Raw genomic sequence first — 23,336 nt, forward strand, 5'->3', positions numbered from 1 at the left:
CCAATGGCGGAAAAATCACAAAATGTTCAGGACGTATTCCTGAATTATTGCCGTAAAAACAAAACGCCGGTTACCGTGTTTCTGGTCAACGGAGTCAAATTGCAGGGCATCATTACCTGGTTTGACAATTTCTCGGTTTTGCTGCGGCGCGATGCTCACACCCAGCTCGTTTACAAACATGCGATTTCGACAGTAATGCCGACGACGCCGATTAAACTGTTTGATCCGAGCCAGCCTGCGGACGAAGAAAATAGCTGACGAATCTCTGACTGCGGGGGCTAACGGCGAAAATGACAGCCCCCGGGTCCTCGTTTTCCATCCGGAACTTAAACGTGCGGATCAGGCTGGATCTTGGCGCGACGCGTCGTCGCGACTGGAAGAAGCCGTCAGCCTGACCGGCGCACTGGATTTTGATGTAGTGGGCGCAGATGTTGTGCCCATTGCGAAAACACGACCGGCAACCCTGTTCGGGACTGGTGTGGTCGAGCGTCTGGGCAATCAGATCAAAGCCGAAGAAGCCGACATTGTTATGATCAATGGTCAGCTTTCCCCGATCCAGCAGCGTAATCTGGAGCGTGAATGGAAATGCAAGGTCATCGACCGGACGGGCCTTATCCTCGAAATCTTTGCCGACCGTGCGCGCACCCGCGAGGGGCGATTGCAGGTTCAACTGGCGTTGCTAAGCTATCAGAAGTCTCGTCTGGTTCGGACATGGACACACCTTGAACGTCAGCGCGGCGGTCGTGGCTTCCTTGCCGGTCCGGGTGAACGTCAGATCGAAATCGACCGTCGATTGATTGGAGACAAGCTCGCAAAGCTCCGCCGCGAACTGGAAGAAGTCAAACGGACGCGTGAACTTCACCGCGAAGCGCGCCGTCGGGTCCCTTATCCGATTGTGGCGCTTGTCGGGTACACCAACGCAGGAAAATCAACACTGTTCAATCAATTAACGGTGTCTGATGTTTTTGCCGAAGACATGTTGTTTGCAACGCTTGATCCGACCATGCGTGGATTGGAGCTGCCAAGCGGTCGAAAGGTCATCCTGTCTGATACCGTGGGATTCGTTTCGGACCTGCCTCATGATCTTGTGGCCGCATTCCGGGCCACGCTTGAAGAAGTTCTTGAAGCCGATCTGATCGTGCATGTTCGCGACGCGTCTTCGCACGAAGCGGAGGCCCAAAAGCTTGATGTTCTTGAAGTTCTTAAAGCATTGGGACTGCAAAAAGCGATTGATGGCGAAGAACTGGTAGAAGCGCTGAATAAATGCGATCAGCTTGAAGGCGAAGACCTGACAGCGGTACAGGAATATTCATCGCGAAACGCCAACACAATCGCGATTTCCGCGATCAAAGGCACGAACTGCGATGCCTTGCTGGCATTGATCGAAGATCGTCTAACCGAGGATATGCCGATTTTCGAAGTGCTTGTTCCTTATTCGGACGGAAAGGCACTGGCACGGCTGTATGAGCAAGGAGAAGTCCTGAAGCGTCTGGATGGCGAGGATGGTATTTCGGTGCAGGTTCGCATTGATGATAGTCGCGTCGGGCGTTTTGAAGACTGGTGTGCAAAATCCGGGTTCGATCCTCACCTCGTATAAGCAGGATCGGACCCCAATTAAAAACTGGAAAGGAACAACGCGTGCGAAGCGTCGATATGGATAAGATTACCGAAATTATCCGCGAAGTATCGGCCGAGGAAATAGCACCACGCTTTGGCCAGTTGGAAGAAAGCGATATCGATACCAAGAGCCATGCCATGGACCTGGTGACAATCGCCGATACGGAGGCAGAACGGGTTCTGACAAGACGTTTTTGCGACCTTTTGCCTGGCAGTGTTGCGCTGGGTGAAGAGGCGGCCCACGCCGATCCAAAATTACCAGAACGTGTATTTTCCAATGATGCACCGGTCTGGATCATCGACCCTGTAGACGGGACCAAGAATTTTGCACATCATCGTCAGCCGTTTCGGTGCATGGTTGCCCTTTATCATGGCGATGAAACCGTCGCTGCCTGGATCATTGATCCAATTGAAGGTTCAGCAACAGTCGCGGAGAAAGGGGCAGGGACGCTCCATAACGGCACCCCTGTGCATGTTCGCTCAAACATTCAAGTGGCAAAAGATGCCAAGGGTTTCCTGATCTCGTTTGCCCGTGACCGTATCCGCAGGCATTACGGACATCTCGATTTCTTTGATGAGGTTGCCCACTATTCCTGCTGTGGGGCCGAATATCAGGAAATTGCCCAAGGGCTTTTTGACTTCTGTGCCTATCGCAACCTGAAACCGTGGGATCATGCCCCCGGAACCTTGCTGGTGCGTGAGGCGGGTGGTGTTGCCAAACATATCACCGCAGCAGGATCAGATGAATATCACGCCAATGGCAATGCACCTGGGTTACTATGTGCATCATCGCCGGAACTTTGGGCAGAAATGAACGAGATTCTGCTACCTTTGTTCGGATAGCATCGCCTTTTTATCCTTCAGCCGTTATTGCGCTCTGCCTTTTTGGCCTCATTCCATAGCGCATCCATTTCTTCCAGATCGGATTGGCTTGCACTTCGCCCATCACGGGCCAATTCGTTTTCGATGAAATGAAAACGGCGTGTGAATTTGTGGTTTGCGCGACGCAACGCGACTTCCGGGTCAACGCCCAGCTTGCGTGCCAGATTTGCCATGACAAACAGCATATCGCCAAGTTCGTCTTCAATCCGGTCGTGATTGGGGTTTTCGGTCAGTTCCGCCTGCAGCTCGCCGATTTCTTCGTGCAGCTTGTCAAAAACCTCGTCTGGAGAGGGCCAGTCAAATCCGACGCGCGCGGCCCGTTTTGTAAGCTTCTCGGCTCGCATCAGTGCGGGCAGGGCGCTTGCTACACCATCAAGAGCACTATGGCGTTCATGCCCTTTCGTCTCGGCCTTTTCTGCGCGCTCTGCGGCCTTGATCTTTTCCCAGATCTGATTGACGCCATCGGTGGTTTTGGCGTCACCATCACCAAACACATGCGGATGACGGACAATCATCTTTGATACAATGCTGTTTGCAACATCTTCGAAAGTGAAATGGCCTTCTTCAGATGCCATTTGCGAATGAAAGACGACTTGCAGCAGCAGGTCGCCGAGTTCTTCGCGTAATTCGTTCATATCATTCTGGGCTATCGCATCAGCGACTTCATAGGCTTCCTCAATAGTGTAAGGGGCAATGGTCGCAAAGTTTTGCTCCAGATCCCAAGGACAACCTCCATCCGGGTCACGCAACCTTGCCATGACATCCAGTAATGCATTGATTGCCTTGCTATTATGATCGGTCATATTTCTTTTGCCCCGGTGTCATTGGCATGTGATTGGTGTTCTGTCCTAACGTGCCTGATCCTGTCTGGCAAGCCGCCCGATATAGCAAAACAAAACCCGCCAGCGTATCTGCTGGCGGGTTTTGCTTTTTATAGAGAATAAACGTAATCAGGCAGCAGCAAGCTCTTCGGCTCTGTCGGAGCCTTTATCGTCAGATTTGCTTTTCTTGCCTTCGATAAGGCCGCGATGCAGTGCCTTGATTGCCTTGTTGAAGTCGCCTTCGGCAACCACGAACTGCAAGTCGACCCTGCGGCTGGGATAATGGCTTGCCACAAGTTCGATACCGTCTGTATCCAGAATGCTAACCGCACGGGCAAACAGGCCGGGTTGATCAATGTTCGCACCAATTACGGAAACAATCGCCACCTTACGTGTCTTTACACTGGCTTCGGGTTGTTTCGCCTCAATCTCGTCGACACAGCGACGGATTTGTTTGAGCGGGGCTGACACATAATGCGTAATCGTATTTGCATTAAGGTTTTTGGTGACAGTTGGAACCCTGAAACGCTTCAGAACGCTTAGAATGGTCTCTTCACCACCAGCAACACCAACCATGTCCTGATTGAAAACCTCGATCTCGAATGCCGTCGGCACACCAGTCACGATTTCCACACGGCTGTCATCCGGATCCCAATGATCATCAATTACAGTCCCCGGATGTTCCGGTTCAAACGTATTGGCGATCCGTAGCGGAATGTCATTCTGACGCAGCCCCTTGGCTGCACGCGGATGAATGGCTTCCATCCCCATATTCGACAGCTGATCGGCGACGTCATAACTGGTGCGACCAATCGGACGTACGGCATCCTCGCCAACGATACGTGGATCCGCACTCGACAGGTGGAACTCCTTGTGAATGATTGCTTCGCGCGCCTGCGTCAGGCAGGCGATACGCGAAAATGTCACTTCACTATAGCCGCGGCCATAAATGCTCATCAGACCTTCGCTGCACTGGGCATATCCCGTGGCAATCGGAAGCTGCTTGGAAATATCGATATCGGAAAATACCTTTTCGATACGACCATCAAGCGTTGATGCTTCCGGCTCACGCCAGCCGGAAAGGTCGGCAAAGACTGCGTTCACCCCCTTGGCACGAAGCAGCAGCATTGTATTGTGCGCGCTATGTGATTCACCGATCGCGCTCAGCATCTCACGTACCGTCAGCAAGTGCTTTTCAAGCTTGAAATGCCCAAAACTGCAAAGGCGGTGCAAATCCATCAGGCAACTGCGTGTGCCCTCGATACGTTCCTGAACAAAGGCGTTGGCCAATTTGAGTTCAGGCGCATCACCAAAGATTTCTTCGTTAATCGCACACATCTCCTCAGAAACCTTGGTCAGGGCATCACCCCATGCCCAATCGGTTTCAGAGCCCGCATAAAGTTGATAAACGCCAGCTTCGCCGGTTTTCTTGTTTTCCAGCAGCATGTCGGTAAAACCGCCATAAGCCGAAACCACAAAAACGCGGTTATAAAGTTCGCTGTCGCTGCGATTGCCGACAAGGATATTGTCCATCACGGCACTGACCTGCGACATCGACGTTCCGCCGATCTTGTGAACGCTATGCCCAGCGTCCGTTTTTGCGGCAGTCTTTTTCTGGGCTGAAAGCATGGTGCCTCCTTTGGGGGCGTTTCCTTGAAAATCTACGTCGTCAGAGCTTGGGGCGAACCGTGATGGCCGCCCCAAGTTCAAAGCCCTAGCTGGCAAGAGCATCACCATCAAGCGGGTAGACGCCGTTCTCATCATGCGTCTCACGCCCGTTAAGTGGCGGATTGAATGCGCAGGCTACAACCATATCCTCAGTACCGCCGCGCAAATAATGGCGGTCGTGTTTATCAAGAATATAAACAGTGCCCGGTACAATCTTGTATTTCTTGCCATCTGCTATGGTTTCAACTTCACCATTGCCCGAAATGCAATAGACCGTCTCGAAATGATTCGCATAGCAAATCTCGGTTTCTGTGCCGGCATAAATCGTGGTGATATGGAACGAGAAACCCATCCCATCATCGGCAAGTGAGAGGCGGGTGCTCTCCCAGTTTTCGGCAACGACCCGGCGCCCTGATGCTTCACATTCTTTCAGTGTACGAACAATCATATTTAACTCTTTGATTTAATTTCAGTTACGGGGCGGGGCAACGCCAATGCATTGCCCCGGCCAAAATCATTCGGCAGCAGCTTTTGCCGAAGAAATTTCCTTGCCCATTGCTTTGGCTGTCGCCATTTCAAGAATGTCCAGACCATGGGCCAGATCGTCCTTAGAAATGATCAGCGGCACAAGGCATTTGACAACCTCGTCTTCCGGGCCGCTGGTTTCAATGACTAGATTGTGCGCGAAGCATTCCTTGGTAACTTTAGATGCGAGTTCACCGCTTTCAAAGCAGATGCCCTGCATCAGTCCACGACCTTTGCGATAGATTTTGCCATCACCATAACGGTCGGCAATCTGTTCAAGACGCTTTCCAAGGAAATCAGCCTTGTCGCGAACATCATTAGCGAACTTGTCGTCCGACCAAAAATGATCAAGAGCCGCGGCCGCCGTTACGAAGGCATGGTTATTACCTCGGAACGTGCCATTATGTTCACCCGGATGCCAGACATCGTATTCTGGCTTAATCAGAACGACAGCCAGCGGCAAGCCATAAGCCGAGAGAGATTTCGACAACGTCACCATGTCCGGCTTGATCCCGGCGGGCTCAAAGCTGAAGAAAGTCCCGGTGCGACCGCAACCAGCCTGAATGTCATCAACGATCAGCAGGATGTCGTGCTTCCGGCAAACCTGTTCCAGTTTCTGTAGCCAACCGAAATCTGCTGCATTCAAACCGCCTTCACCCTGAACGGTTTCAACGATGATGGCAGCGGGCAGGGCGATGCCACTGGAATTGTCACCAAGTACGCGGTCCAGATACTCGGTCGTGTCGGCACCGTCGCCCATGTAGCCGTCGAATGGTACGGCAACCGCATTGTCAAGTGACACACCGGCCGCGCCTCGGTGGTGTTCATTGCCAGTAATGGCTAATGCACCAAGTGTCACGCCGTGGAAACCATTGGTGAACGAAATGACGGTTTCACGTCCTTTCACGCGGCGGGCAAGCTTAAGAGCCGCTTCAACTGCATTCGTACCAGTGGGCCCCGTAAACTGGATTTTGTAATCCATGTTTCTCGGCTTCAGCACTTTGCTTTCCATTGCTTCGAGAAAAGCTGCCTTGGCCTTGGTATGCATATCCAATCCGTGGGTAATGCCGTTCGACTTGATATAGTCGATCAGTTTTTCCTGCAGCACAGGATGATTGTGACCATAATTCAGACTACCGGCACCAGCCAGAAAATCGAGATAACGCTTGCCGTCAGTATCGGTCAGCCAAGCACCTTCAGCCTTTTCAAAGGTTACGGGGAAGGAGCGCGCATAGCTCTGAACTTCCGACTCAAGACGATCAAATACAGTCATAATTCCCTCTTTTTGATTGGGAAAATAAAAAATGGTTCTGTCATGCCAAACGTCCGGTCAAGCCGGTTGTTCCAATTAAATGGCATCAGAATTCAGAAAAGTAGGGGCGGATAATCAGGCCGCGACGCGTGCAACATCTGCGCGTTCGAACGGGCCGATCTGCCACAGTATTTCACTGGCAGCAGCACCATCGAAATGCGTTTCACGCTCGAACAGGACCTTGCGCTTGACCTCGGTTTCGAGTTCACGTGCAACAGAACGGAAAACACCCTGTGAAGGCGCATTGGACGATGTGATTGTCGTCTGCAGCTCGGTCACATTATGACAGATCGGGCGGTCCAGAATTTCGAGGATCATGGATTTCGCCAGTTTTAAACCGCGCGCCTTGGGCGATACGGCAACCTGCCAAATAAACAGGCGTTCAGGATTTTCCGGTACAATGTAGCCGGAAACGAAGCCCGCAGGTTGACCGTCAAGTTCGGCGATCACACAGGTGTCGGCAAAGTGCGAACACTGCAGGAGGTTGCAATAAACTGAATTTTCATCCAGTGGCTTGCATTCCGCGATCAGCTCATTGACTGCGGCACCATCTACGGCCTTGGGTTTCCGGATCGTAAGATTGGCTTTGTGGCCGCGATTGCCGCTTGTGGTGGCAATTTTCATCGGTCTATCTGCCTCATTATTTCGATATGCGATCTTTCATGTCGCGAGGAATATATAGAATATCGATGGAAAAACGTCAATATATCAACGGTGACGAAAACGTGAAACATTATAATAGATTGATTTTATTGTGGAAAAATTTGATTTTCACGCGCAGCATTTAATCCATAAACCAAAACATGGTCAGCTTTTAATTTAGCGAAATCCGATTGAATTATACTTAGAACATCTATGGAAATAGAGCGGAAAACGTTGCAGGCCACCGATTTGACCGCTATTACTTCAGTGAAATCAAAACAACAAATATCGGAACTGCAGCATGGATAAGTTGCACGAAGCGCTCATTTCAATTCGTCGGATTCTGCGTGCCAGCGACATTCACGCAAAAAAGCTGGGCAAGGTCACGGGGCTCAAGACATCGCAACTGATTGTTCTGCAATCCCTGGAAGAATTCGGTGAGATGACTGTTGGGGAAATCGCCGGCAAGGTCAATCTTGCCCAAGCATCGGCTACGGCATTGGTTGACAAGCTTCAGGCCATGAATTTGGTGAGGCGTGCACGAGGGGACACGGACAAGCGCAAGGTATTTGTTCAACTGACTGACCATGGTCGCAATGTCCTTGATCGCGCGCCTATGGCACTGCATGACCGGTTTTCTGATAAATTCAAGGCACTGGAGGAATGGGAGCAAAGCTTTCTAATCGCAGCACTCCAGCGTGTTTCCGGGATGATGGATGCCAGCGATTATGATGCCGCACCATTGCTGGATCATGAGGTAATTGTAGAGAAGGTGGCCGAGCCTCCAAGAACCTAAAATTTCTCATCAATAAATTGATGATTCTGCAACAAGGCCATGAAATAACGGAAAAACCCTGCATTATAAAAGTGTTTCCAAAGGGCCCAGATGCCTACAGTGTATTAATGGCGTGCGGTATGCTTGCTGCCATTTCCTCCGGAGATTTATCATGGCGGGTCGCCGCCAGTGCAACCGAGAAACCAAGGCTTGTTTCGTGCTCCCGTAAATCCGGACATACTGTCGTGCGCTGATCAATATAAGTTTCGATACGCGTCACTATGGCCGAAGCTGAAATTCGAATAACATACTGTAATTAAATAACAAATAATTTGTCATAATATATATTATAGAACTTAGCGGTATGCGAAATACCGCCCTCTGTGGGATCAGATTGCCCGTTATTGTCCGTTTCAGATTTCCTAGCCTTCAGTCCACATTTATAATGAGACCATCATATGCAGGCTCTACATGATCGGGCGTATCGCGCATTGCCTCGTCATAATCAAACAGAATGCTCATGTGGGTGAAGTAAGTCTGTTTGGGTTTGAATTCCGCAACCCATTCCAACACCTTCTCCAGATGAGCATGCGTGGCATGTGGTTTATGACGCAGGCAATCAACGACCCAGACATCTAGCCCGTAAAGATGTTCTAGTGATTCTTCCGGGAAATCGACGACATCCGTTGAATAGGCAAAATTGCCAACCTTGAAACCCAGCGTCTCGCCATAACCGTGATCCTGACGAAAAACGGTTATTGGGACCCCTGCGGCTTCGAATGCCCCGGATATGACATGCGGGACCAAGACTGGCTTATAGTAGAAGTCAATGCCATCGGCCAAAGGTTCAAACACATAGGCAAAGCGATGATCAATGTCCGAAATGGTTTCGGCTGCCGCATAGATATCCAGTGGACGATGCATAGCGACATTGATCCAGCGAAGTTCGTCTATGCCATGCACGTGGTCGGCATGTGCATGGGTGAACAGCACTGCATCGATATGGTTGATATCATGGCGCAATGCCTGTTCGCGAAAATCCGGCGTTACGTCGACAAGTATCTTTTTGCCCGCCTGCTCAATCAGGATCGAGCTTCTCAGACGCCGGTTCCTCGGATTTTCCGGATTGCACTTTCCCCAACCCAAGCCAACGGATGGGACACCGTTTGATGATCCGCAGCCCAGAATGGTGATTTTCGTCACTATACGCCTGCCTCCGGCGACAGAAGATGCTTCCGGTCCGCCTTGGTAAACAGAGCAAAGAAATTATCCGTGGTCGCACGGGCTATTTCATCCGGGCTGACACCCTTGATTTGGGCCAGTTTTGCGGCTGTATGGGCAACATAACTTGGTTCGTTTGGTTTGCCGCGTTTGGGAACCGGAGCGAGATACGGTGCATCAGTTTCCACCAGCAAACGATCAAGTGGTACGTCTACGATCGCTGCCTGAATTTCCCGGGCCGAATTGAAGGTTATAATGCCCGAGCAGGAAATATAGAAACCGATCTTAAGCGCTCGTTGCGCCAGTGCTGCCGAGCTCGAGAAACAGTGAATGACGCCGGTAAACGGCCCTTTTTCATATTCGTCCTCGAGGATATCCATGGTGTCGTCATCTGCATCACGCGTATGAACGATCAGTGGCAGACCGGTTTCGCGGCAGGCAGCGATATGTGCTCGAAAGCTTTCACGCTGCGCGTCCCGCGGGGCGTTGTCATAGTAATAGTCCAGACCGCTTTCACCGATACCGATGATTTTCGGGTCAGATGCCATTTCGATCAGGCGATCAGGCGATGAGAGCCCCTCCTCGCCGGCTTCATGTGGATGAACGCCGATCGTGCAATAAATATGGTCTGCTTTGGAGGCAACCGCGCGAACATTTTCAAATGTCGACAGCTTTACGCCGATACTGACCATCATGCCAACGCCAGCATTTCGGGCACGCGCGATCGTGCCCGAAAGGTCTTCGGAAAACTGGGGATAGTCCAGATGGCAGTGGCTGTCGACGAGCGCGACATTCATGCCTTCTCTCCTTCGTCCTCGGTTTCGACATAGCGCGGGAATACGCCTTCCGGCTTTGGCAAATCGGTCCCTGCGACCAAGGCATGGTCTGCGCCAAGCTGTTCAAATCCGCGCTGATCGATCGGCAGAACAAGCTGATCAAGGATTTTTGCAGCAGATGCCGGCATCAGCGGCTGTACCAGGATACCGACATGGCGAATGACTTCGGCCAGGACATACAGAACCGTTTCCATTCGTGCCGGATCTGTTTTTTTCAGGCCCCAGGGGGCCATTTCATCAACATACCGGTTCGCATCGCCAACCAGTTCCCAGATCGCTTCGATGCCTTTGTGGAATGCCTGTGCGTCAAATAGCGGACGCACGGTATCAAGCATGCCATATGCCTTGCCCAGAATGGCCTGATCGGCATCGGTGAACGTGCCGGCGGTCGGCACCGAAGCGTTGCAGTTTTTGTGGATCATCGAAAGAACGCGCTGGCACATATTGCCAAGATCATTGGCCAGTTCGCTGTTCATGCGGTTTACCATCGACCGATGAGAGAAATCACCATCGTTGCCAAACGGGACTTCGCGCAGCAGGAAATAACGTGTCTGATCCAGCCCGTAGCGATCCGTCAGATCATAGGGATCAATGACGTTCCCCAGTGATTTCGAGATTTTCTGCCCCTCATTGGTCCACCAGCCGTGCGCAAAAACACGTTTGGGCGGTGCAATGTCGGCCGCCAAAAGGAATGCAGGCCAGTAAACCGCATGGAAACGCAGGATATCCTTGCCAACCATGTGCAGATCGGCAGGCCAGAACTTTTCAAGCTTGGCCGGGTCCACATCCGGATAACCGATAGCAGTCAGATAGTTGGTCAATGCATCAAGCCAGACATACATGACATGGTCTTCATCACCTGGTACCGGCACCCCCCATTTGAAGCTGGTCCGCGATACTGACAGATCATGCATGCCACCTTTCACGAAGCTGATCACTTCATTGCGACGTGACTGCGGGGCGATAAAATCGGGATTGTCGTCATAGAATTTCAGCAGACGATCACCCCAGGCAGACAGCTTGAAGAAATAGCTCGGCTCGGAAACCCACTCTACGGGGGCACCGGTCGGCGCAACTTTCTCGCCGTCTTTTTCAATCAGCTCTTTTTCACCGTAAAACGCCTCATCGCGAACGGAATACCAGCCGTCGTAAGAGCCAAGATAAATCTCGCCCTTTTCAAGTAATGTATTCCAAAGCGCCTGACAGGCTTTTTTGTGGCGTTCTTCGGTCGTGCGAATGAAATCATCATTCGAGTAATTCATATGCACGGCAAGATCGCGGAAATTCTGCGAAACCTGATCGGTAAAGGTTTGCGGATCAATGCCCTTGGCCGCGGCCGATTTATCAACCTTCTGACCATGTTCATCAGTGCCGGTCAGGAACATCACGTCATAACCGTCCAGGCGCTTGAAGCGGGCCAGCACGTCGCATGCCAGCGTGGTATAGGCATGACCTATATGCGGCTTGTCATTGACGTAATAGATCGGTGTTGTGATGTAATAGGGCTGTTTGTGCCCGGTCATGATCGCAAATCCTTCGCGCAAGTCGTGAAACAAAACGGCCCGAAATGGGCCGTTATGGTCATAATTTCGGTTGATTGGTGCTCGTTTCAGTTCCGCATGGTTTCTTCAAGCATGAAGAATGCATTCAGCAAAGCCTGTTTGCGATCAAGATGCAATCCACGCGTGGCACTCATCAATTCGCTGATCTTTTCCCACACCTCAATCCATTGATCAAGCGGTTGCGCAGCAGCCATGCGTTGCATGGCGGGCAATTCACCTTCAATGACTTCGCGTGGTGCCTGCCCCGTTGCGGCAAATCGGATCAGACGCCCCAACCACCAGTGCAGAAGATCGGTTACCGTGGCAAAGGCAGCATCACGATCAGCCGGGGAAAACCGTTCGGCGAATTTATGTTGTGCCAGCACGTCTGCATCTGGCAGTGCAGCCAAAAGACGAACCATTTCGGTATAAAGTTCAAGCCCGCCAACATCATGCAGTTGCAGAGCCCGGCCAATGCTGCCCTCGGCCAAACCTGCCAAGGCATCACGATCCCCCAGATCAATATCCGGACAATAACGGCCCAGCAATTCAACCACCTGATGATCCTCAAGCGCGCTAAGGTTCATACGGCGGCACCGCGACCGGATGGTCGGCAACAGCCTGCCGGGTTGATGGGCGATCAGGATCATCATTGCATTGGCTGGCGGTTCTTCCAGAACCTTCAGAATTGCGTTGGCAGCATTACGGTTCAGCTCGTCGGCTGCATCAACGATCACGATACGCCAACCACCTTCTGCGGCGGTTTTTGACATGAAACTCCCGACAGTGCGGACGCTATCGACTGTAATTTCACCCTGAAGGCGTTTTTTCTTTTCGTCATATTGGCGCTCAATAACTTTGAGATCACCGTGCCCGCCGCCTGCAATACGACGAAAAACCGGATTTTCCGGATCGATATGCAGACCTTTCGGGGCATCGCCAAACAGCCCGCACCCCTGATCGCCACCACCAGATAGAACGAAACGTGCCATGCGGTAAGCCAAAGTTGCCTTCCCGACACCGCGCGGCCCGCACAGCAGCCACGCATGGTGCATGCGTTTGCTATTCCAGGCATCCAGGACCGTTTGTTCCGCGTCGATATGGCCAACAAAATGGGCATTCCGCCGAGGTACCGGAAACGCACCCTCTTCTTCTTTTTCTTCAACGGCCATCGATCAAATCCCCCGTCCGGATAATCTGGTTGAAACAACCGAAATCATCCGTTCGCAAACCAGATCAATGTCACCGTTTGCATCGACAATTTCGCACCGTTCCGGGTTTTTCCGGGCAATTTCAATGAAACCGTTTCGAAGCCGTTGATGGAATTCCGTTCCCATACGCTCGAAACGGTCTTCTGCTGCACTGACATTGGTAAACCGCGCCCCTGCCCGTTCCAAACCTACCTCTACCGGGAGATCGAAAATCAGGGTCAGATCAGGTTTGAAACCGTCAATCGCGATTTGCCAAAGATTGCGGATAAACTCGGCGCCAAGACCATGCCCAAATCCCTGATATGCAACCGAAGAATCAGCAAAGCGGTCACACAAAACAACCTTACCCTCTGCAAGAGCCGGGCGGATGGTCCGTTCCACGTGATCGCGGCGCGACGCAAACATCAACAGGGCTTCGGTCACGGCGTCCCAGCGTCCGGGGTCACCGGTCAATAACAGGTTTCTGATTTCTTCCGCACCGGGGGAGCCGCCAGGTTCGCGCGTGACGACAACCTCGCGTCCGCGCTGACGAAACCAGCTTTCAAGTCGGCGTATCTGGGTTGTCTTGCCGCTACCTTCACCACCTTCAAAGCTGATGAACAAACCTGGTACCGAACTCAACCGTTCGCTCCCCACAGCAGATATTTGATTGCCGCACCGATGCGTCCGATGAAACCAAGACGATCAACCTCGGTTGCGGCGTAAAGCGGGAATTCATGTGGTTCGTTACCGGGAAGTTCAACCTTCAGCGTTGCGACTTGCTGCCCTGCGGTAATCGGTGCCGGGATCGGGCCTTCATAAACGACCGAAACTTTCATATCGTCACGGTTCGTGCGGGGCAGCGTCAACAGGATATCCTGATCAGTGACCAGATCGACTTTGGTTTCTGACCCCAGCCAGACATTCGCGCTGCTGACGACTTCGCCTGCATCAAACAGGTCATAATTGTCAAACTCGCGGAATCCCCAATCCAGCAGTTTTTGTGACTCTGTTCTGCGTTCGCGCACAGAACCAAGACCGTTAACGACAAGAATAAGACGACGCCCATCGCGTTCCGCAGTTGCCGTCAATCCATAGCCTGCTGTTTCCGTATGACCGGTTTTCATACCATCGACGCCGGCACTGGTACCCAGCAAAGGGTTTCTGTTCGGTTGGCGGATCCCGTTATAGGTGAATTCCTTCACCGCATAGAGTTTATAAAGTTCGGGAAAGTTCTTAATGGTATCACGGGCCAGGATTGCCAGATCATGCACCGTAACAAGATGCCCTTCGTCCGGCCAGCCAGTCGCATTTTTGAAAACAGACTTCGTCATACCGATCTTGCGCGCTTCAGCGGTCATTTCCTCGGCAAATGCCTCTTCGGTACCAGCAAGCCCTTCTGCAACAACGATAGCAGAATCATTCCCAGACTGAACAATAATACCATGCAGCAGGTCATTGACCGAAACGTCGGAATTCACTTCGACGAACATTTTCGATCCACCTTTGCGCCATGCTTTTTCACTGACGTGGAATGTATCGTCAAGCGATACGCTGCCGCTTTTGATCCGCTCGAACAACAAGTGAACCGTCATCATTTTGGTCATCGACGCAGGTTCAGTTAAAACATCCCCATTCTTGTCGAGCAGAACAGTGCCGGTGTCATAATCCATCAAATAAGCTTCGCGCGCGGTCGTCTCAAGCGCGTGCACGCTGGTCAGGGACATCGCCATGGCAGAACCAAATATCGCGGCCCCGGCCACTACCCGGTTCAGTTTCGTTTTGAACGGAATTGGCGGCATCAAACTCATAACGTCCTAACCTTGTTCTTTAAATTAACTGTCATACCGCTCTGTTTTTCAGCGGGATAAGATCGGTCTCTATGTCGCAAATCCGGCAAAATTGTGCAACCGCTTCAACTTTTCTGCAAAATTCGAACTATCGTGACCAGATAAACCCTAGCAACCGGAAACACTGTTTTGCAAAGCGCCGTCAGCACATTCCACAACGACTTTTGCGCCATTCTGTCCTGTCGCGATTACCCGTTCGAGCAGAATGTCCGCTTCGGGAACGGTGTTTAATGGTCCAAGTCGAACGCGATAAAAGGTTGTCCCCTTGACCTCGACCGGCTCTATCTTGCTTGGGGCCATGTCATATAAGCGGTTCCTGAGGTTAAGTGCATTGTCGTAAACCGAAAATGCGCCTGCCTGCACATAGATCGAAGACGGCGAAACCGGCTCCACACGAACCACTGCACTTTCTTCCACCGTACCATCAAGAGGCGATTGCGAGACAGCCTGTGATGCCCCATAATCTGTCGGCGGGGTTAGTTTAATGGTCGATTTCGTCGGTTCTCCGCTGTCGGTAATCGGCCCGTCATTATCCAGACTAACGGTTTCGACCGTATCACGCGGTGCCGCGGAAACCGTTTGCTGCTCGGCAACAGTCACAGCCGGGGCAGCTTTTCCTTGGGCTATGGCCGCGATCTGGCGGCTTTCATCTTCGATGACTTCAACCAGGACTTTGGCTGTGCCTTTCTGCTCGAAACCAAGCAACTGAGCAGCACGACGGGACATATCAATGATTCGACTGTGCGCAAACGGACCGCGATCATTGATGCGCACCTTAAGCGAACGTCCGTTTTCAAGGTTGGTCACACGTACCACACTTGGCATGGGAAGTGTACGGTGGGCTGCAGATACCTCGTACTGGTCAAAGATTTCGCCATTCGCGGTCTTCTTGCCATGGAATTTCGGGCCGTACCAGGAAGCAATACCGGTTTCCTTGTATTCATAGTCAGCAGCGGGATAATACCACTGCCCGGCAATCTCGTAAGGATTACCGACCTTATAGGTACCAACCTGTACCGGCTGCTGCTGTGCACCGCCAATACGTTTAACTCCATGGACAGCAAGCTGCGTTTCGGCGCAACCGGCCAATAAAACGGTAATGGCAAGTGCACCAGCAGCCCAACGCCCTTTGTTCCAGCCCTGCATAAACGCCTTGCGCACGTTTTTCGGCATTCAGTTGTTCCCGTCCAGATAGTGAACCGCGTATGATCGGCTAAAGCAATTAACGACCGGCGATCGCATCAGCAAGTGTACCAACTGCAATTGCAAAATAGGTCGACCGGTTCCAATGCATTATGGTGTGGAAATTGTTATAAACCATATAAGCGGGTCCGGCATCGTCATTTACGATGACAATTGACGCTTCCATGTCAGCAGCAGGAAGACTGGACCCATCCGGCATACGAACACCAAGTTTCTGCCATTCACTGATCGGTTTGCGAATTTCGCGTCCAATAACTGATTTATCAAGGTCAGAAGGAATACTGACTTTGCGGCCCCATCGTTCGTCGGCTTTCCAGCCAACCGTTGATAGATAGTTCGCGGCAGATGCGAAAACATCTTCTTTGGCTCCCCAAAGGTCAATCTTTCCGTCTTCGTCTCCATCACGGGCATAGTTCAGGAAAGTGGAAGGCATAAATTGCGCCTGTCCCATGGCCCCAGCCCAAGAGCCTTCCATTTTTTCAGGAGCGATATGTCCTGCGTCAATAATCTTGAGCGCATTGATCAATTCCGTGCGGAAATACTCTGCCCGGCGGCCTTCAAAGGCAAGGGTTGCAAGCGAATCAACGACAGAATATCCGCCAGTATGACGCCCAAAACCGGTTTCAATGCCCCAAAATGCGGTCAAGTAATGTCCCGGAACACCGTATTTTTTGGCAGCAGCATCAATAATTGCACGGTTTTCGGCATATTTACGCCGACCTTCATTTATACGTGACTGCGGCACAACCCGTTGCAGATACTGCTCGAATGTCAGTTTGAACTCTGGCTGGCTGCGATCATACTCAATCACTTTCGGAATTGGTTGCGTATTGGCAAAGGCAACATCCAGTGTCGACTGGGAAATGCCCTTTGATGCCGCATCTTTTTTGAAATCAGCCAGCCAGGCATCAAAGCCTTCTGTCGTAAAGGCTGGCAACTCGTCCGTATTGGTCTGGGCGAAAGCTGGTGAAACCGTCACGAGCATGCCGATAATTGAAGCCACAGTACAGATGGTCCGATAATTCATTTTGCTCGCCTCGTGCCGGTTTGGTTTGACGTTCCCGGTTAATGCTTTACCAGGCTGATATACTTGTTTTGAGTTCTGTGTATTGCTGATACCGCCCCACACGTTAAGACTTGTTAAATGTCTGGCACGAACCTTCGCGTAATTTGGGTACGCAAGAAACTTTGCAAAGCAGAAACTGACATATTGACAGGTGCAGCCCGGCAATTTATTGAGGGCGCGCAGGGCGATAAACGCCACCACAATGCGGAGAGATGGCAGAGTGGTTGAATGCACCGGTCTTGAAAACCGGCGTGCCTTTACGGGTACCCAGGGTTCGAATCCCTGTCTCTCCGCCACCTCCCTGATCAGTTGTCGAATGTTGAACCACGCCAAGACAAGTGTTTGTCATGGAGCTTACTTGCACGTCTAAACCGGTTCAGCTCAATCACACGACTCAGCCAGATAAATTTACACGCCTTTTATCAATATTTCGGGCACTTAAGTACTCTTGTAACCGGATTACATGATGCCAACCTGATACAAACAGGGCGAGTGTATCACCGGAGAAAACCTGATGTCACTGAACATTGGCAGCCGTATTCTTTTGGCTGCGGCATTGATTGTTGTGACCACATTTGTGGCATTCATTCTGTATTTCGACCTTCAACAAAAATCTGCGATTCAGGCGTCACTTCAGTCCAAACTGGTTGAAACGGGTTCTCTGGCAACAACCGGGATCGCAAATTGGATTGATGGCCGGAAGTTGCTTGTAGAAAGCCTCGGTCAAAATATTGCGCAGAAAAATGACAGTGACAGTGTGAAGGATCTGGTCAGTCGCCCTGCCCTCGCTGATACATTCATGTTCTCGTATTTTGGTAGCGCATCGGGCGAGATGCTGATGTTTCCCCCGGATGAATTGCCTGCCGATTACGATCCGCGCAAACGACCATGGTATGCGGACGCGGTTGCCGCTGGTGGCAGCACGCTAACAGAGCCATACACCGATGCATCAACCGGAAAACTGATTGTTACAGCAACCACACCGGTTTCTTCTGATGGGAAAATTCTCGGTGTCGTAGGTGGTGATCTTGACATCACCACCCTGGGAGAGCTGGTGCGCAGCGTTGATCTGGGCGGGATCGGATATGGGTTTCTGGTCAATGATCAGGGAACCATCCTGATCCATCCGGATGCCAATTTCACGCTTAAGCCGATGGCGGAAGCCTTTCCGCAAAGCACCCCGACTGTTCGAGAAAGTATGGATGACGTCCTGAATAGCACTGGTGATCAAATTTTCACTTTCTTCAAGGTCGAAGGCCTGCCCGCTGTAAGCTGGTATCTTGGTTTTGCCATTGATCGCGACCTTGCTTATGCATCACTTACAAATTTCCGACAGACATCGATTATCACAGCAATTGTTGCGGTTCTTGCGATAATGGGACTTATGGGCGTTCTGGTACGCCAATGGGTATCCAGACCAGTTCTGAGCATGACAGATGCCATGACACGCCTTGCAAATGGGGATCGCAGTGTTGAAGTCCCCGGAACTGAACTTAAGGATGAAATCGGTTCAATGGCTGCTGCCGTCGTTGTGTTCAAGGATAATGCAATCGAGATGGAGCGCCTCGCCAAAGAGAATGAGGAATCGACAAAGAGGTTGGCCGAGGAACGCAGGCGAGCACTCAGTCAAATGGCGGACAGCTTTGAGAAAAATGTCCTTTCTATTGTTGAAACTGTCGCACATGCGTCCGAGCAAACCCAGCATGTTGCCAAACAGCTGACGGCGAGCGCAGAAGAATCCAATGCGCGGGCATCCGCTGTTTCCGAGGCCGCAGCCCAGACGACCGAAAGCGTTCAAACAGTTGCAGCCGCAACCGAAGAGCTATCAGCCGCGATCAGAGAAATAGGTGCGCAAATTACGCAGTCCATCCAGGTTGCAAGCATGGCGGTTGAAGGCGTGAATAACACCAGCCAGACCGTCACGGAGCTTGCCGATGCAGCAGAACGAATTGGAAAGGTTGTCGGCTTAATTCAGGATATTGCTGGGCAGACAAACCTCTTGGCTCTGAATGCCACCATCGAAGCTGCGCGCGCCGGAGATGCCGGCAAAGGATTTGCCGTGGTAGCAGGCGAAGTGAAGTCCCTTGCCAATCAGACAGACAAAGCAACCGGCGACATTCAGACACAGGTCGATGGCATTCAATCTTCGTCTACCCGCTCCGTAACGGAAATCAGCGATATCACCACAACAATCGAACGGATTAACGAGTTCTGCAATGCGATAGCAGCCGCTGTCGAGCAACAGGGAGCTGCAACGCAGGAAATTGCGGATAGTGTGCAACGCGCCGCTTCGGGAACGCAGGATGTGTCCCGGAATGTATCAGCCGTTTCCGATGCTTCAACCATGGTCAGCGACGAAGCCCGCGCTCTTTTGCAGTCGTCAAATGAAATGCAGGCTTTGGCCGGAAAGCTTCGCCGGGAAGTGATTGGCTTCCTCAAAACAGTTCGCGATAATTGAGCCGGAGCAACAATCAAAGCCCGCTTCGTACATTGATCACGGTGCGGGCCTTTTGCTTACTCTCTGGTTGCTGCAAAAATGGTCGAAAACTAAAATGCCACGTTCAGGTGCAAAAATTTGCGCCAAGACCAAGTGTGATTCGGCACTCTCGGAAATGTTGGGAATTTTTATTGCGTAAAAACACTTAGGGCAGCAGTATATTTGCTAAGGTTTCCCAACCCCGGCCAAATATAATGCGGAGAGGGCTGTTTTCTTCATATAACTGCAAAAAATCAGTAGAATTACAGTGCCCGGAAAGGCAATTATTCAGGGGAAGAATGTGATTCGGATTGTCCAAAGGGGTGAAGCATCGATTTGGTGCGGATCGGGCAGGCCCGAAACAACAAGAACTTTCAACAGGGGACTCTTTATCTCGATATGAGCACAAACATACCCGCCCTAAAGGTCGAAGGGATGTTCAAAAGCTTTGGGGAGCATGAAGTCCTCAAAGGTATTGATCTGACCGCGAATACCGGTGACGTTATTTCGATCATCGGTTCATCCGGTTCTGGCAAAAGTACCTTTTTGCGCTGCATCAACCTTCTTGAAACACCGAATTCCGGCACCGTGCATGTTCATGGCGAACTGATCAAGATGCGCGGCCTGAAAGATGGAAGTCAGGAACCGGCCGACAAAAAACAGCTTCAACGCATTCGCACCAAACTGGCCATGGTCTTTCAAAGCTTCAACCTTTGGAGCCACCTGACCATTCTGGAAAATGTGATCGAAGCGCCGGTGCATGTTCTTGGCATTCCGAAAAAAGAAGCCGTCGAACGTGCCGATGCTCTGCTTCACAAAGTGGGCATGTATGAACGCCGCGACTATTATCCCGGCCACATTTCCGGCGGGCAGCAGCAACGCGCCGCAATTGCCCGCGCCTTGGCAATCGAGCCGGAAGTTCTGCTGTTTGACGAACCGACGTCCGCGCTTGACCCTGAACTTGTAGGGGAAGTTCTTCGGGTCATGACCGACCTTGCCGAAGAAGGCCGTACGATGCTGGTCGTTACGCACGAGATGGGTTTTGCCAAAGGGGTATCGAGCCACGTCATGTTCCTCCATCAGGGACTGGTGGAAGAGTTTGGAGAGCCGAAAGAGGTATTCGAAAATCCAAAATCAGAACGTATGAAACAATTCCTTCAGCGTGATTTCTGATCTGGAAGGGCTGGTTCCGCGAAAGAACCGACCGACAAGGACAGTGTCGATACGGCCTGTTCTCAACAACAAGGGAGACTATGAATGAAAAACTGGATCAAGGTTGCGACCGCAGCAGCCGTAGGTGTAGCACTGAGTGCATCGGCAGCAAGTGCAGCCTGGGAAAAGGTCGTTATTGCGACCGAAGGTGCATACCCTCCGTTCAACTATGTCGACAAGGATGGCAAACTGCAGGGGTTTGACGTCGATTTCGCGGTAAAACTTTGTGAGACGGCTGGTATCGAATGTGAAATCGTAGCCCAGGACTGGGACGGGATCATTCCGGGTCTGCTGGCAAAAAAATATGATGCGATTATCGCCCAGATGTCGATCACCGAAGAGCGTAAACGCTCCATCGACTTCACCAATTACTACAGCACCACGCCGGCGGTATTCGTTGGTAAGGAAGGAATGTCTGTGGAGGCATGGAAAGATGGCGCGGTTGTTGAAGACGCGCTTGACGGTCTCGTAATCGGCGTTCAGCGCTCGACCACTCACTCTGCTTTCCTCGAAGACAATTTCCCGAACGCCGAAATTCGTATGTATGACACGCAGGACAACGCTCTGCTTGATCTTACGGCTGGCCGCATTGATGCAACACTGGCAGATTCCGGTGTTCTCGTTGAATGGGTCAAGTCCGATGAGGGCAAAGGCTATGCTTTCGTGTCGGAAACTTTTGCGCCTAAAGAATTCTTTGGCGAAGGTGCCGGGATCGGCATTCGCAAAGAAGATCAGGACCTGAAAGAAATCCTGAACAAGGCACTGGCCGAAATGCTTGCCAATGGTTCGTATCAGGAAATCAACAAAAAATATTTCGAAGAAATCAACCTGCACCCGAATTGATCGGAAGGCAGTTTAGGGCGGCACCAGTGTGCCGCCCTTCCCTTATTGCCCGACGTTGATGTGGCATGAAGGTTTGCAGGAGATACCATGTTTGATTTATACGGCCGCGGTTGGCAGATGCTTGAAGGTGGGCTTGTGACAGTCCAGCTTTGCCTGACCGTGCTGCCATTCATGATTATTCTCGGTTTGCTGGGCGCTTCGGCAAAATTGTCGCGTTACCGGAGCTTGCGGATAATCGGGGAAAGCTACACCGTTATTATCCGTGGCATTCCCGAGCTTTTGGTTATTTTATTGATCTATTTTGGCGGCACGATTGCCGTGCAGAACCTTGCCGAGCTTATTGGCGGTGAAGCTGTACGCGTTGATATCCCGGCATTCTGGTCGGGGGTGGCGGCTCTTGCACTTGTTCAGGGTGCATTCGCCTCTGAAGTATTTCGCGCAGCCATGCAATCTATCCCGGTTGGCCAGATTGAAGCAGCAACCGCTTGCGGCATGACACCAGCGCAAATATTCCTTCGTATCAAGTTACCACAACTCTGGCGGTTCGCCCTGCCCGGGCTTAATAACCTATTTCAAGTTCTGATCAAAGATACGGCCCTGATTTCAGTCGTCGGTGTCGAGGAAATCCTGCGTAAAGCAGCGGTTGGTGCAGGAACAGAAAAAGCGCCCTTTACATTTTATCTGGTTGCAATGGCGATGTTCCTGGCTTTTACCACTGTATCGCTGTTCGTCTTCAACCGACTGGAAAAGCGGGCTTCCCGCGGCATTGCGAGGGCGTAATCGATGTTTGAAGATCTGATATACGTCCTGACCAAATATGATAGCTGGCTGTGGCAGGGTTTCCTTCTGACACTGCAATTGTTGGCAGTTTCTGTTGTATTTGGCACACTGATTGCCATTCCGCTTGCCATCGCCCGTGTTTCAAAGCTTATTTGGGTTCAGGCCCTGCCCTTTGCGTTTATCTATGTGTTTCGCGGTACGCCGCTGATCGCACAGCTGTTCATGATGTATTACGGTTGTGGGCAACTTATCGCCAACATTGAAGGTATACAGGATCACTGGTCCTGGACCTATCTGCGTGATCCCTACTGGTACTGCCTGCTGACATTCGTCCTGAATACGGCGGCCTACATGGCCGAGATCATGCGTGGTGGTATCCAGAACGTTCCGAATGGCGAGATTGAAGCTGCTCGCGCGTGTGGCATGCGGCCTGCCACCATTTATCGCCGGATCATCTTCCCGCGTATGTGGCAGATCATCTGGCCTGCCTATACCAACGATGTGATTTTTACGCTTAAGGCAACGTCACTGGCATCAACAGTCACCATGATGGAATTGACCGGTGCCGCCCGCAAAATTGTTGCGCGTACCGCATTGCCATATGAAGCCTTCATTTCGGCAGGCGTGATCTATCTGATTATCGTTTATGTCCTGACCTTTGGCTTCAAGGGTGTTGAAAAATACCTGCGCCGGAACGAAAACCGGAAAGAAAACAAATCCACCATTGCGAAAGCCGGTGGACATATCTGATTTCCAGTCAAGTCCCGGGCTGTTCGATGTCGAGAAGCCACAAACATTGATTGTTCGGGACATGAGTATTTCTGGCAACTGCGTCACCTGTTGTTGCCAGAGTTGCTTCTAACGCCGCCACCAACT

General features: G+C 51.5%; 22 protein-coding genes and 1 tRNA gene. 10 read left to right on the forward strand and 13 right to left on the reverse strand.

The window, feature by feature from the left end; all coding sequences use genetic code 11:
- Positions 1–3: 3 nt before the first annotated feature.
- From hfq to AUP42_RS03155, 3 genes are read left to right on the forward strand one after another with little or no spacing between them, the layout of a single operon-like run.
- Complete coding sequence (gene hfq / locus AUP42_RS03145) at positions 4–258, forward strand: RNA chaperone Hfq (protein ID WP_062948826.1); 255 nt, start codon at positions 4–6, stop codon at positions 256–258.
- A gap of 7 nt (positions 259–265) precedes the next feature.
- Complete coding sequence (gene hflX / locus AUP42_RS03150) at positions 266–1,597, forward strand: GTPase HflX (RefSeq protein WP_062949353.1); 1,332 nt, start codon at positions 266–268, stop codon at positions 1,595–1,597.
- A 56-nt stretch (positions 1,598–1,653) separates the two neighbouring features.
- The gene (locus tag AUP42_RS03155) at positions 1,654–2,460 is read left to right on the forward strand and encodes an inositol monophosphatase family protein (protein ID WP_062948828.1); all 807 of its coding nucleotides are present in this window, start codon (positions 1,654–1,656) and stop codon (positions 2,458–2,460) included.
- 17 nt (positions 2,461–2,477) lie between these two features.
- On the opposite strand, the gene mazG is transcribed toward AUP42_RS03155, so the two are convergent.
- From mazG to ectA, 5 genes are all read right to left on the reverse strand, one after another.
- A complete protein-coding gene (gene mazG / locus AUP42_RS03160; RefSeq protein WP_062948830.1) occupies positions 2,478–3,302 on the reverse strand; it encodes a nucleoside triphosphate pyrophosphohydrolase in 825 nt (274 codons plus the stop codon).
- Positions 3,303–3,449: 147 nt separating this feature from the next.
- On the reverse strand, positions 3,450–4,949 hold the full coding sequence (locus tag AUP42_RS03165) for an aspartate kinase (protein WP_062948832.1): 1,500 nt from the start codon (positions 4,947–4,949) through the stop codon (positions 3,450–3,452).
- 85 nt (positions 4,950–5,034) lie between these two features.
- Complete coding sequence (locus tag AUP42_RS03170; protein WP_062948834.1) at positions 5,035–5,436, reverse strand: ectoine synthase; 402 nt, start codon at positions 5,434–5,436, stop codon at positions 5,035–5,037.
- 66 nt (positions 5,437–5,502) lie between these two features.
- Entirely contained in the window at positions 5,503–6,786 is a 1,284-nt protein-coding gene (ectB, locus tag AUP42_RS03175) for a diaminobutyrate--2-oxoglutarate transaminase (protein WP_062948836.1), read from the reverse strand.
- 114 nt (positions 6,787–6,900) lie between these two features.
- Positions 6,901–7,449 (reverse strand): diaminobutyrate acetyltransferase, encoded by a 549-nt coding sequence (gene ectA / locus AUP42_RS03180; protein ID WP_062948838.1) that lies wholly within the window; start codon positions 7,447–7,449, stop codon positions 6,901–6,903.
- A 319-nt stretch (positions 7,450–7,768) separates the two neighbouring features.
- Between ectA and AUP42_RS03185 the strand changes: the two genes are divergently transcribed.
- On the forward strand, positions 7,769–8,263 hold the full coding sequence (locus AUP42_RS03185; protein ID WP_062948840.1) for a MarR family winged helix-turn-helix transcriptional regulator: 495 nt from the start codon (positions 7,769–7,771) through the stop codon (positions 8,261–8,263).
- Between the two features lie 408 nt (positions 8,264–8,671).
- On the opposite strand, the gene AUP42_RS03190 is transcribed toward AUP42_RS03185, so the two are convergent.
- From AUP42_RS03190 to AUP42_RS03225, 8 genes are all read right to left on the reverse strand, one after another.
- The gene (locus tag AUP42_RS03190; RefSeq protein WP_062948842.1) at positions 8,672–9,445 is read right to left on the reverse strand and encodes an MBL fold metallo-hydrolase; all 774 of its coding nucleotides are present in this window, start codon (positions 9,443–9,445) and stop codon (positions 8,672–8,674) included.
- The gene (locus AUP42_RS03195) at positions 9,445–10,260 is read right to left on the reverse strand and encodes a TatD family hydrolase (RefSeq protein WP_062948844.1); all 816 of its coding nucleotides are present in this window, start codon (positions 10,258–10,260) and stop codon (positions 9,445–9,447) included. The genes AUP42_RS03190 and AUP42_RS03195 overlap by 1 nt, the downstream gene beginning before the upstream one ends.
- Positions 10,257–11,822 (reverse strand): methionine--tRNA ligase, encoded by a 1,566-nt coding sequence (gene metG / locus AUP42_RS03200; RefSeq protein ID WP_062948846.1) that lies wholly within the window; start codon positions 11,820–11,822, stop codon positions 10,257–10,259. Before metG ends, AUP42_RS03195 begins: the two co-directional genes overlap by 4 nt.
- Before the next feature lie 86 nt (positions 11,823–11,908).
- Positions 11,909–13,012, reverse strand: a complete 1,104-nt coding sequence (locus AUP42_RS03205) for a DNA polymerase III subunit delta' (RefSeq protein ID WP_062948848.1) — start codon at positions 13,010–13,012, stop codon at positions 11,909–11,911.
- A 3-nt stretch (positions 13,013–13,015) separates the two neighbouring features.
- Positions 13,016–13,672, reverse strand: coding sequence for a dTMP kinase (gene tmk / locus AUP42_RS03210; protein ID WP_062948850.1), 657 nt, complete (start codon positions 13,670–13,672; stop codon positions 13,016–13,018).
- On the reverse strand, positions 13,669–14,841 hold the full coding sequence (locus tag AUP42_RS03215; RefSeq protein ID WP_062948852.1) for a D-alanyl-D-alanine carboxypeptidase family protein: 1,173 nt from the start codon (positions 14,839–14,841) through the stop codon (positions 13,669–13,671). The genes tmk and AUP42_RS03215 overlap by 4 nt, the downstream gene beginning before the upstream one ends.
- Before the next feature lie 147 nt (positions 14,842–14,988).
- Positions 14,989–16,053 (reverse strand): septal ring lytic transglycosylase RlpA family protein, encoded by a 1,065-nt coding sequence (locus AUP42_RS03220; RefSeq protein WP_062948854.1) that lies wholly within the window; start codon positions 16,051–16,053, stop codon positions 14,989–14,991.
- 49 nt (positions 16,054–16,102) lie between these two features.
- Positions 16,103–17,383 carry a lytic murein transglycosylase gene (locus AUP42_RS03225; protein ID WP_231858138.1) on the reverse strand — a complete coding sequence of 427 codons (1,281 nt, stop codon included), beginning with the start codon at positions 17,381–17,383 and terminating at the stop codon, positions 16,103–16,105.
- Between AUP42_RS03225 and AUP42_RS03230 the strand changes: the two genes are divergently transcribed.
- The 6 genes from AUP42_RS03230 (at position 17,356) to AUP42_RS03255 (ending at position 23,210) form a co-directional block, all read left to right on the forward strand.
- Positions 17,356–17,445, forward strand: a tRNA-Ser gene (locus AUP42_RS03230). The two genes, AUP42_RS03225 and AUP42_RS03230, sit on opposite strands and share 28 nt — an antisense overlap.
- 218 nt (positions 17,446–17,663) lie before the next feature.
- Positions 17,664–19,607, forward strand: coding sequence for a methyl-accepting chemotaxis protein (locus AUP42_RS03235; RefSeq protein ID WP_062948858.1), 1,944 nt, complete (start codon positions 17,664–17,666; stop codon positions 19,605–19,607).
- Between the two features lie 429 nt (positions 19,608–20,036).
- The gene (locus AUP42_RS03240) at positions 20,037–20,798 is read left to right on the forward strand and encodes an ABC transporter ATP-binding protein (RefSeq protein WP_348772122.1); all 762 of its coding nucleotides are present in this window, start codon (positions 20,037–20,039) and stop codon (positions 20,796–20,798) included.
- 84 nt (positions 20,799–20,882) lie between these two features.
- Positions 20,883–21,680, forward strand: a complete 798-nt coding sequence (locus AUP42_RS03245) for a lysine/arginine/ornithine ABC transporter substrate-binding protein (protein WP_062948861.1) — start codon at positions 20,883–20,885, stop codon at positions 21,678–21,680.
- Positions 21,681–21,797: 117 nt separating this feature from the next.
- The gene (locus AUP42_RS03250; protein WP_269451387.1) at positions 21,798–22,460 is read left to right on the forward strand and encodes an ABC transporter permease; all 663 of its coding nucleotides are present in this window, start codon (positions 21,798–21,800) and stop codon (positions 22,458–22,460) included.
- Between the two features lie 3 nt (positions 22,461–22,463).
- Complete coding sequence (locus AUP42_RS03255; protein ID WP_197468238.1) at positions 22,464–23,210, forward strand: ABC transporter permease; 747 nt, start codon at positions 22,464–22,466, stop codon at positions 23,208–23,210.
- Positions 23,211–23,336: the final 126 nt, after the last annotated feature.

Origin of the sequence: Thalassospira lucentensis (assembly GCF_001613805.1) — a bacterium.
GTDB classification, from domain to species: Bacteria; Pseudomonadota; Alphaproteobacteria; order Rhodospirillales; family Thalassospiraceae; genus Thalassospira; species Thalassospira lucentensis_A.

Excerpts from the sequence above, each read along its gene's own strand:
- hfq (WP_062948826.1), top strand. The coding sequence starts at position 4 with ATGGCGGAAAAATCACAAAATGTTCAGGACGTATTCCTGAATTATTGC.
- AUP42_RS03165 (WP_062948832.1), bottom strand. The coding sequence starts at position 4,949 with ATGCTTTCAGCCCAGAAAAAGACTGCCGCAAAAACGGACGCTGGGCAT.
- AUP42_RS03155 (WP_062948828.1), top strand. The coding sequence starts at position 1,654 with ATGGATAAGATTACCGAAATTATCCGCGAAGTATCGGCCGAGGAAATA.
- ectB (WP_062948836.1), bottom strand. The coding sequence starts at position 6,786 with ATGACTGTATTTGATCGTCTTGAGTCGGAAGTTCAGAGCTATGCGCGC.
- AUP42_RS03245 (WP_062948861.1), top strand. The coding sequence starts at position 20,883 with ATGAAAAACTGGATCAAGGTTGCGACCGCAGCAGCCGTAGGTGTAGCA.
- AUP42_RS03255 (WP_197468238.1), top strand. The coding sequence starts at position 22,464 with ATGTTTGAAGATCTGATATACGTCCTGACCAAATATGATAGCTGGCTG.
- AUP42_RS03250 (WP_269451387.1), top strand. The coding sequence starts at position 21,798 with ATGCTTGAAGGTGGGCTTGTGACAGTCCAGCTTTGCCTGACCGTGCTG.
- ectA (WP_062948838.1), bottom strand. The coding sequence starts at position 7,449 with ATGAAAATTGCCACCACAAGCGGCAATCGCGGCCACAAAGCCAATCTT.
- AUP42_RS03205 (WP_062948848.1), bottom strand. The coding sequence starts at position 13,012 with ATGGCCGTTGAAGAAAAAGAAGAAGAGGGTGCGTTTCCGGTACCTCGG.
- AUP42_RS03235 (WP_062948858.1), top strand. The coding sequence starts at position 17,664 with ATGTCACTGAACATTGGCAGCCGTATTCTTTTGGCTGCGGCATTGATT.
- metG (WP_062948846.1), bottom strand. The coding sequence starts at position 11,822 with ATGACCGGGCACAAACAGCCCTATTACATCACAACACCGATCTATTAC.
- mazG (WP_062948830.1), bottom strand. The coding sequence starts at position 3,302 with ATGACCGATCATAATAGCAAGGCAATCAATGCATTACTGGATGTCATG.
- AUP42_RS03195 (WP_062948844.1), bottom strand. The coding sequence starts at position 10,260 with ATGAATGTCGCGCTCGTCGACAGCCACTGCCATCTGGACTATCCCCAG.
- AUP42_RS03215 (WP_062948852.1), bottom strand. The coding sequence starts at position 14,841 with ATGAGTTTGATGCCGCCAATTCCGTTCAAAACGAAACTGAACCGGGTA.
- AUP42_RS03220 (WP_062948854.1), bottom strand. The coding sequence starts at position 16,053 with ATGCCGAAAAACGTGCGCAAGGCGTTTATGCAGGGCTGGAACAAAGGG.
- AUP42_RS03185 (WP_062948840.1), top strand. The coding sequence starts at position 7,769 with ATGGATAAGTTGCACGAAGCGCTCATTTCAATTCGTCGGATTCTGCGT.
- AUP42_RS03170 (WP_062948834.1), bottom strand. The coding sequence starts at position 5,436 with ATGATTGTTCGTACACTGAAAGAATGTGAAGCATCAGGGCGCCGGGTC.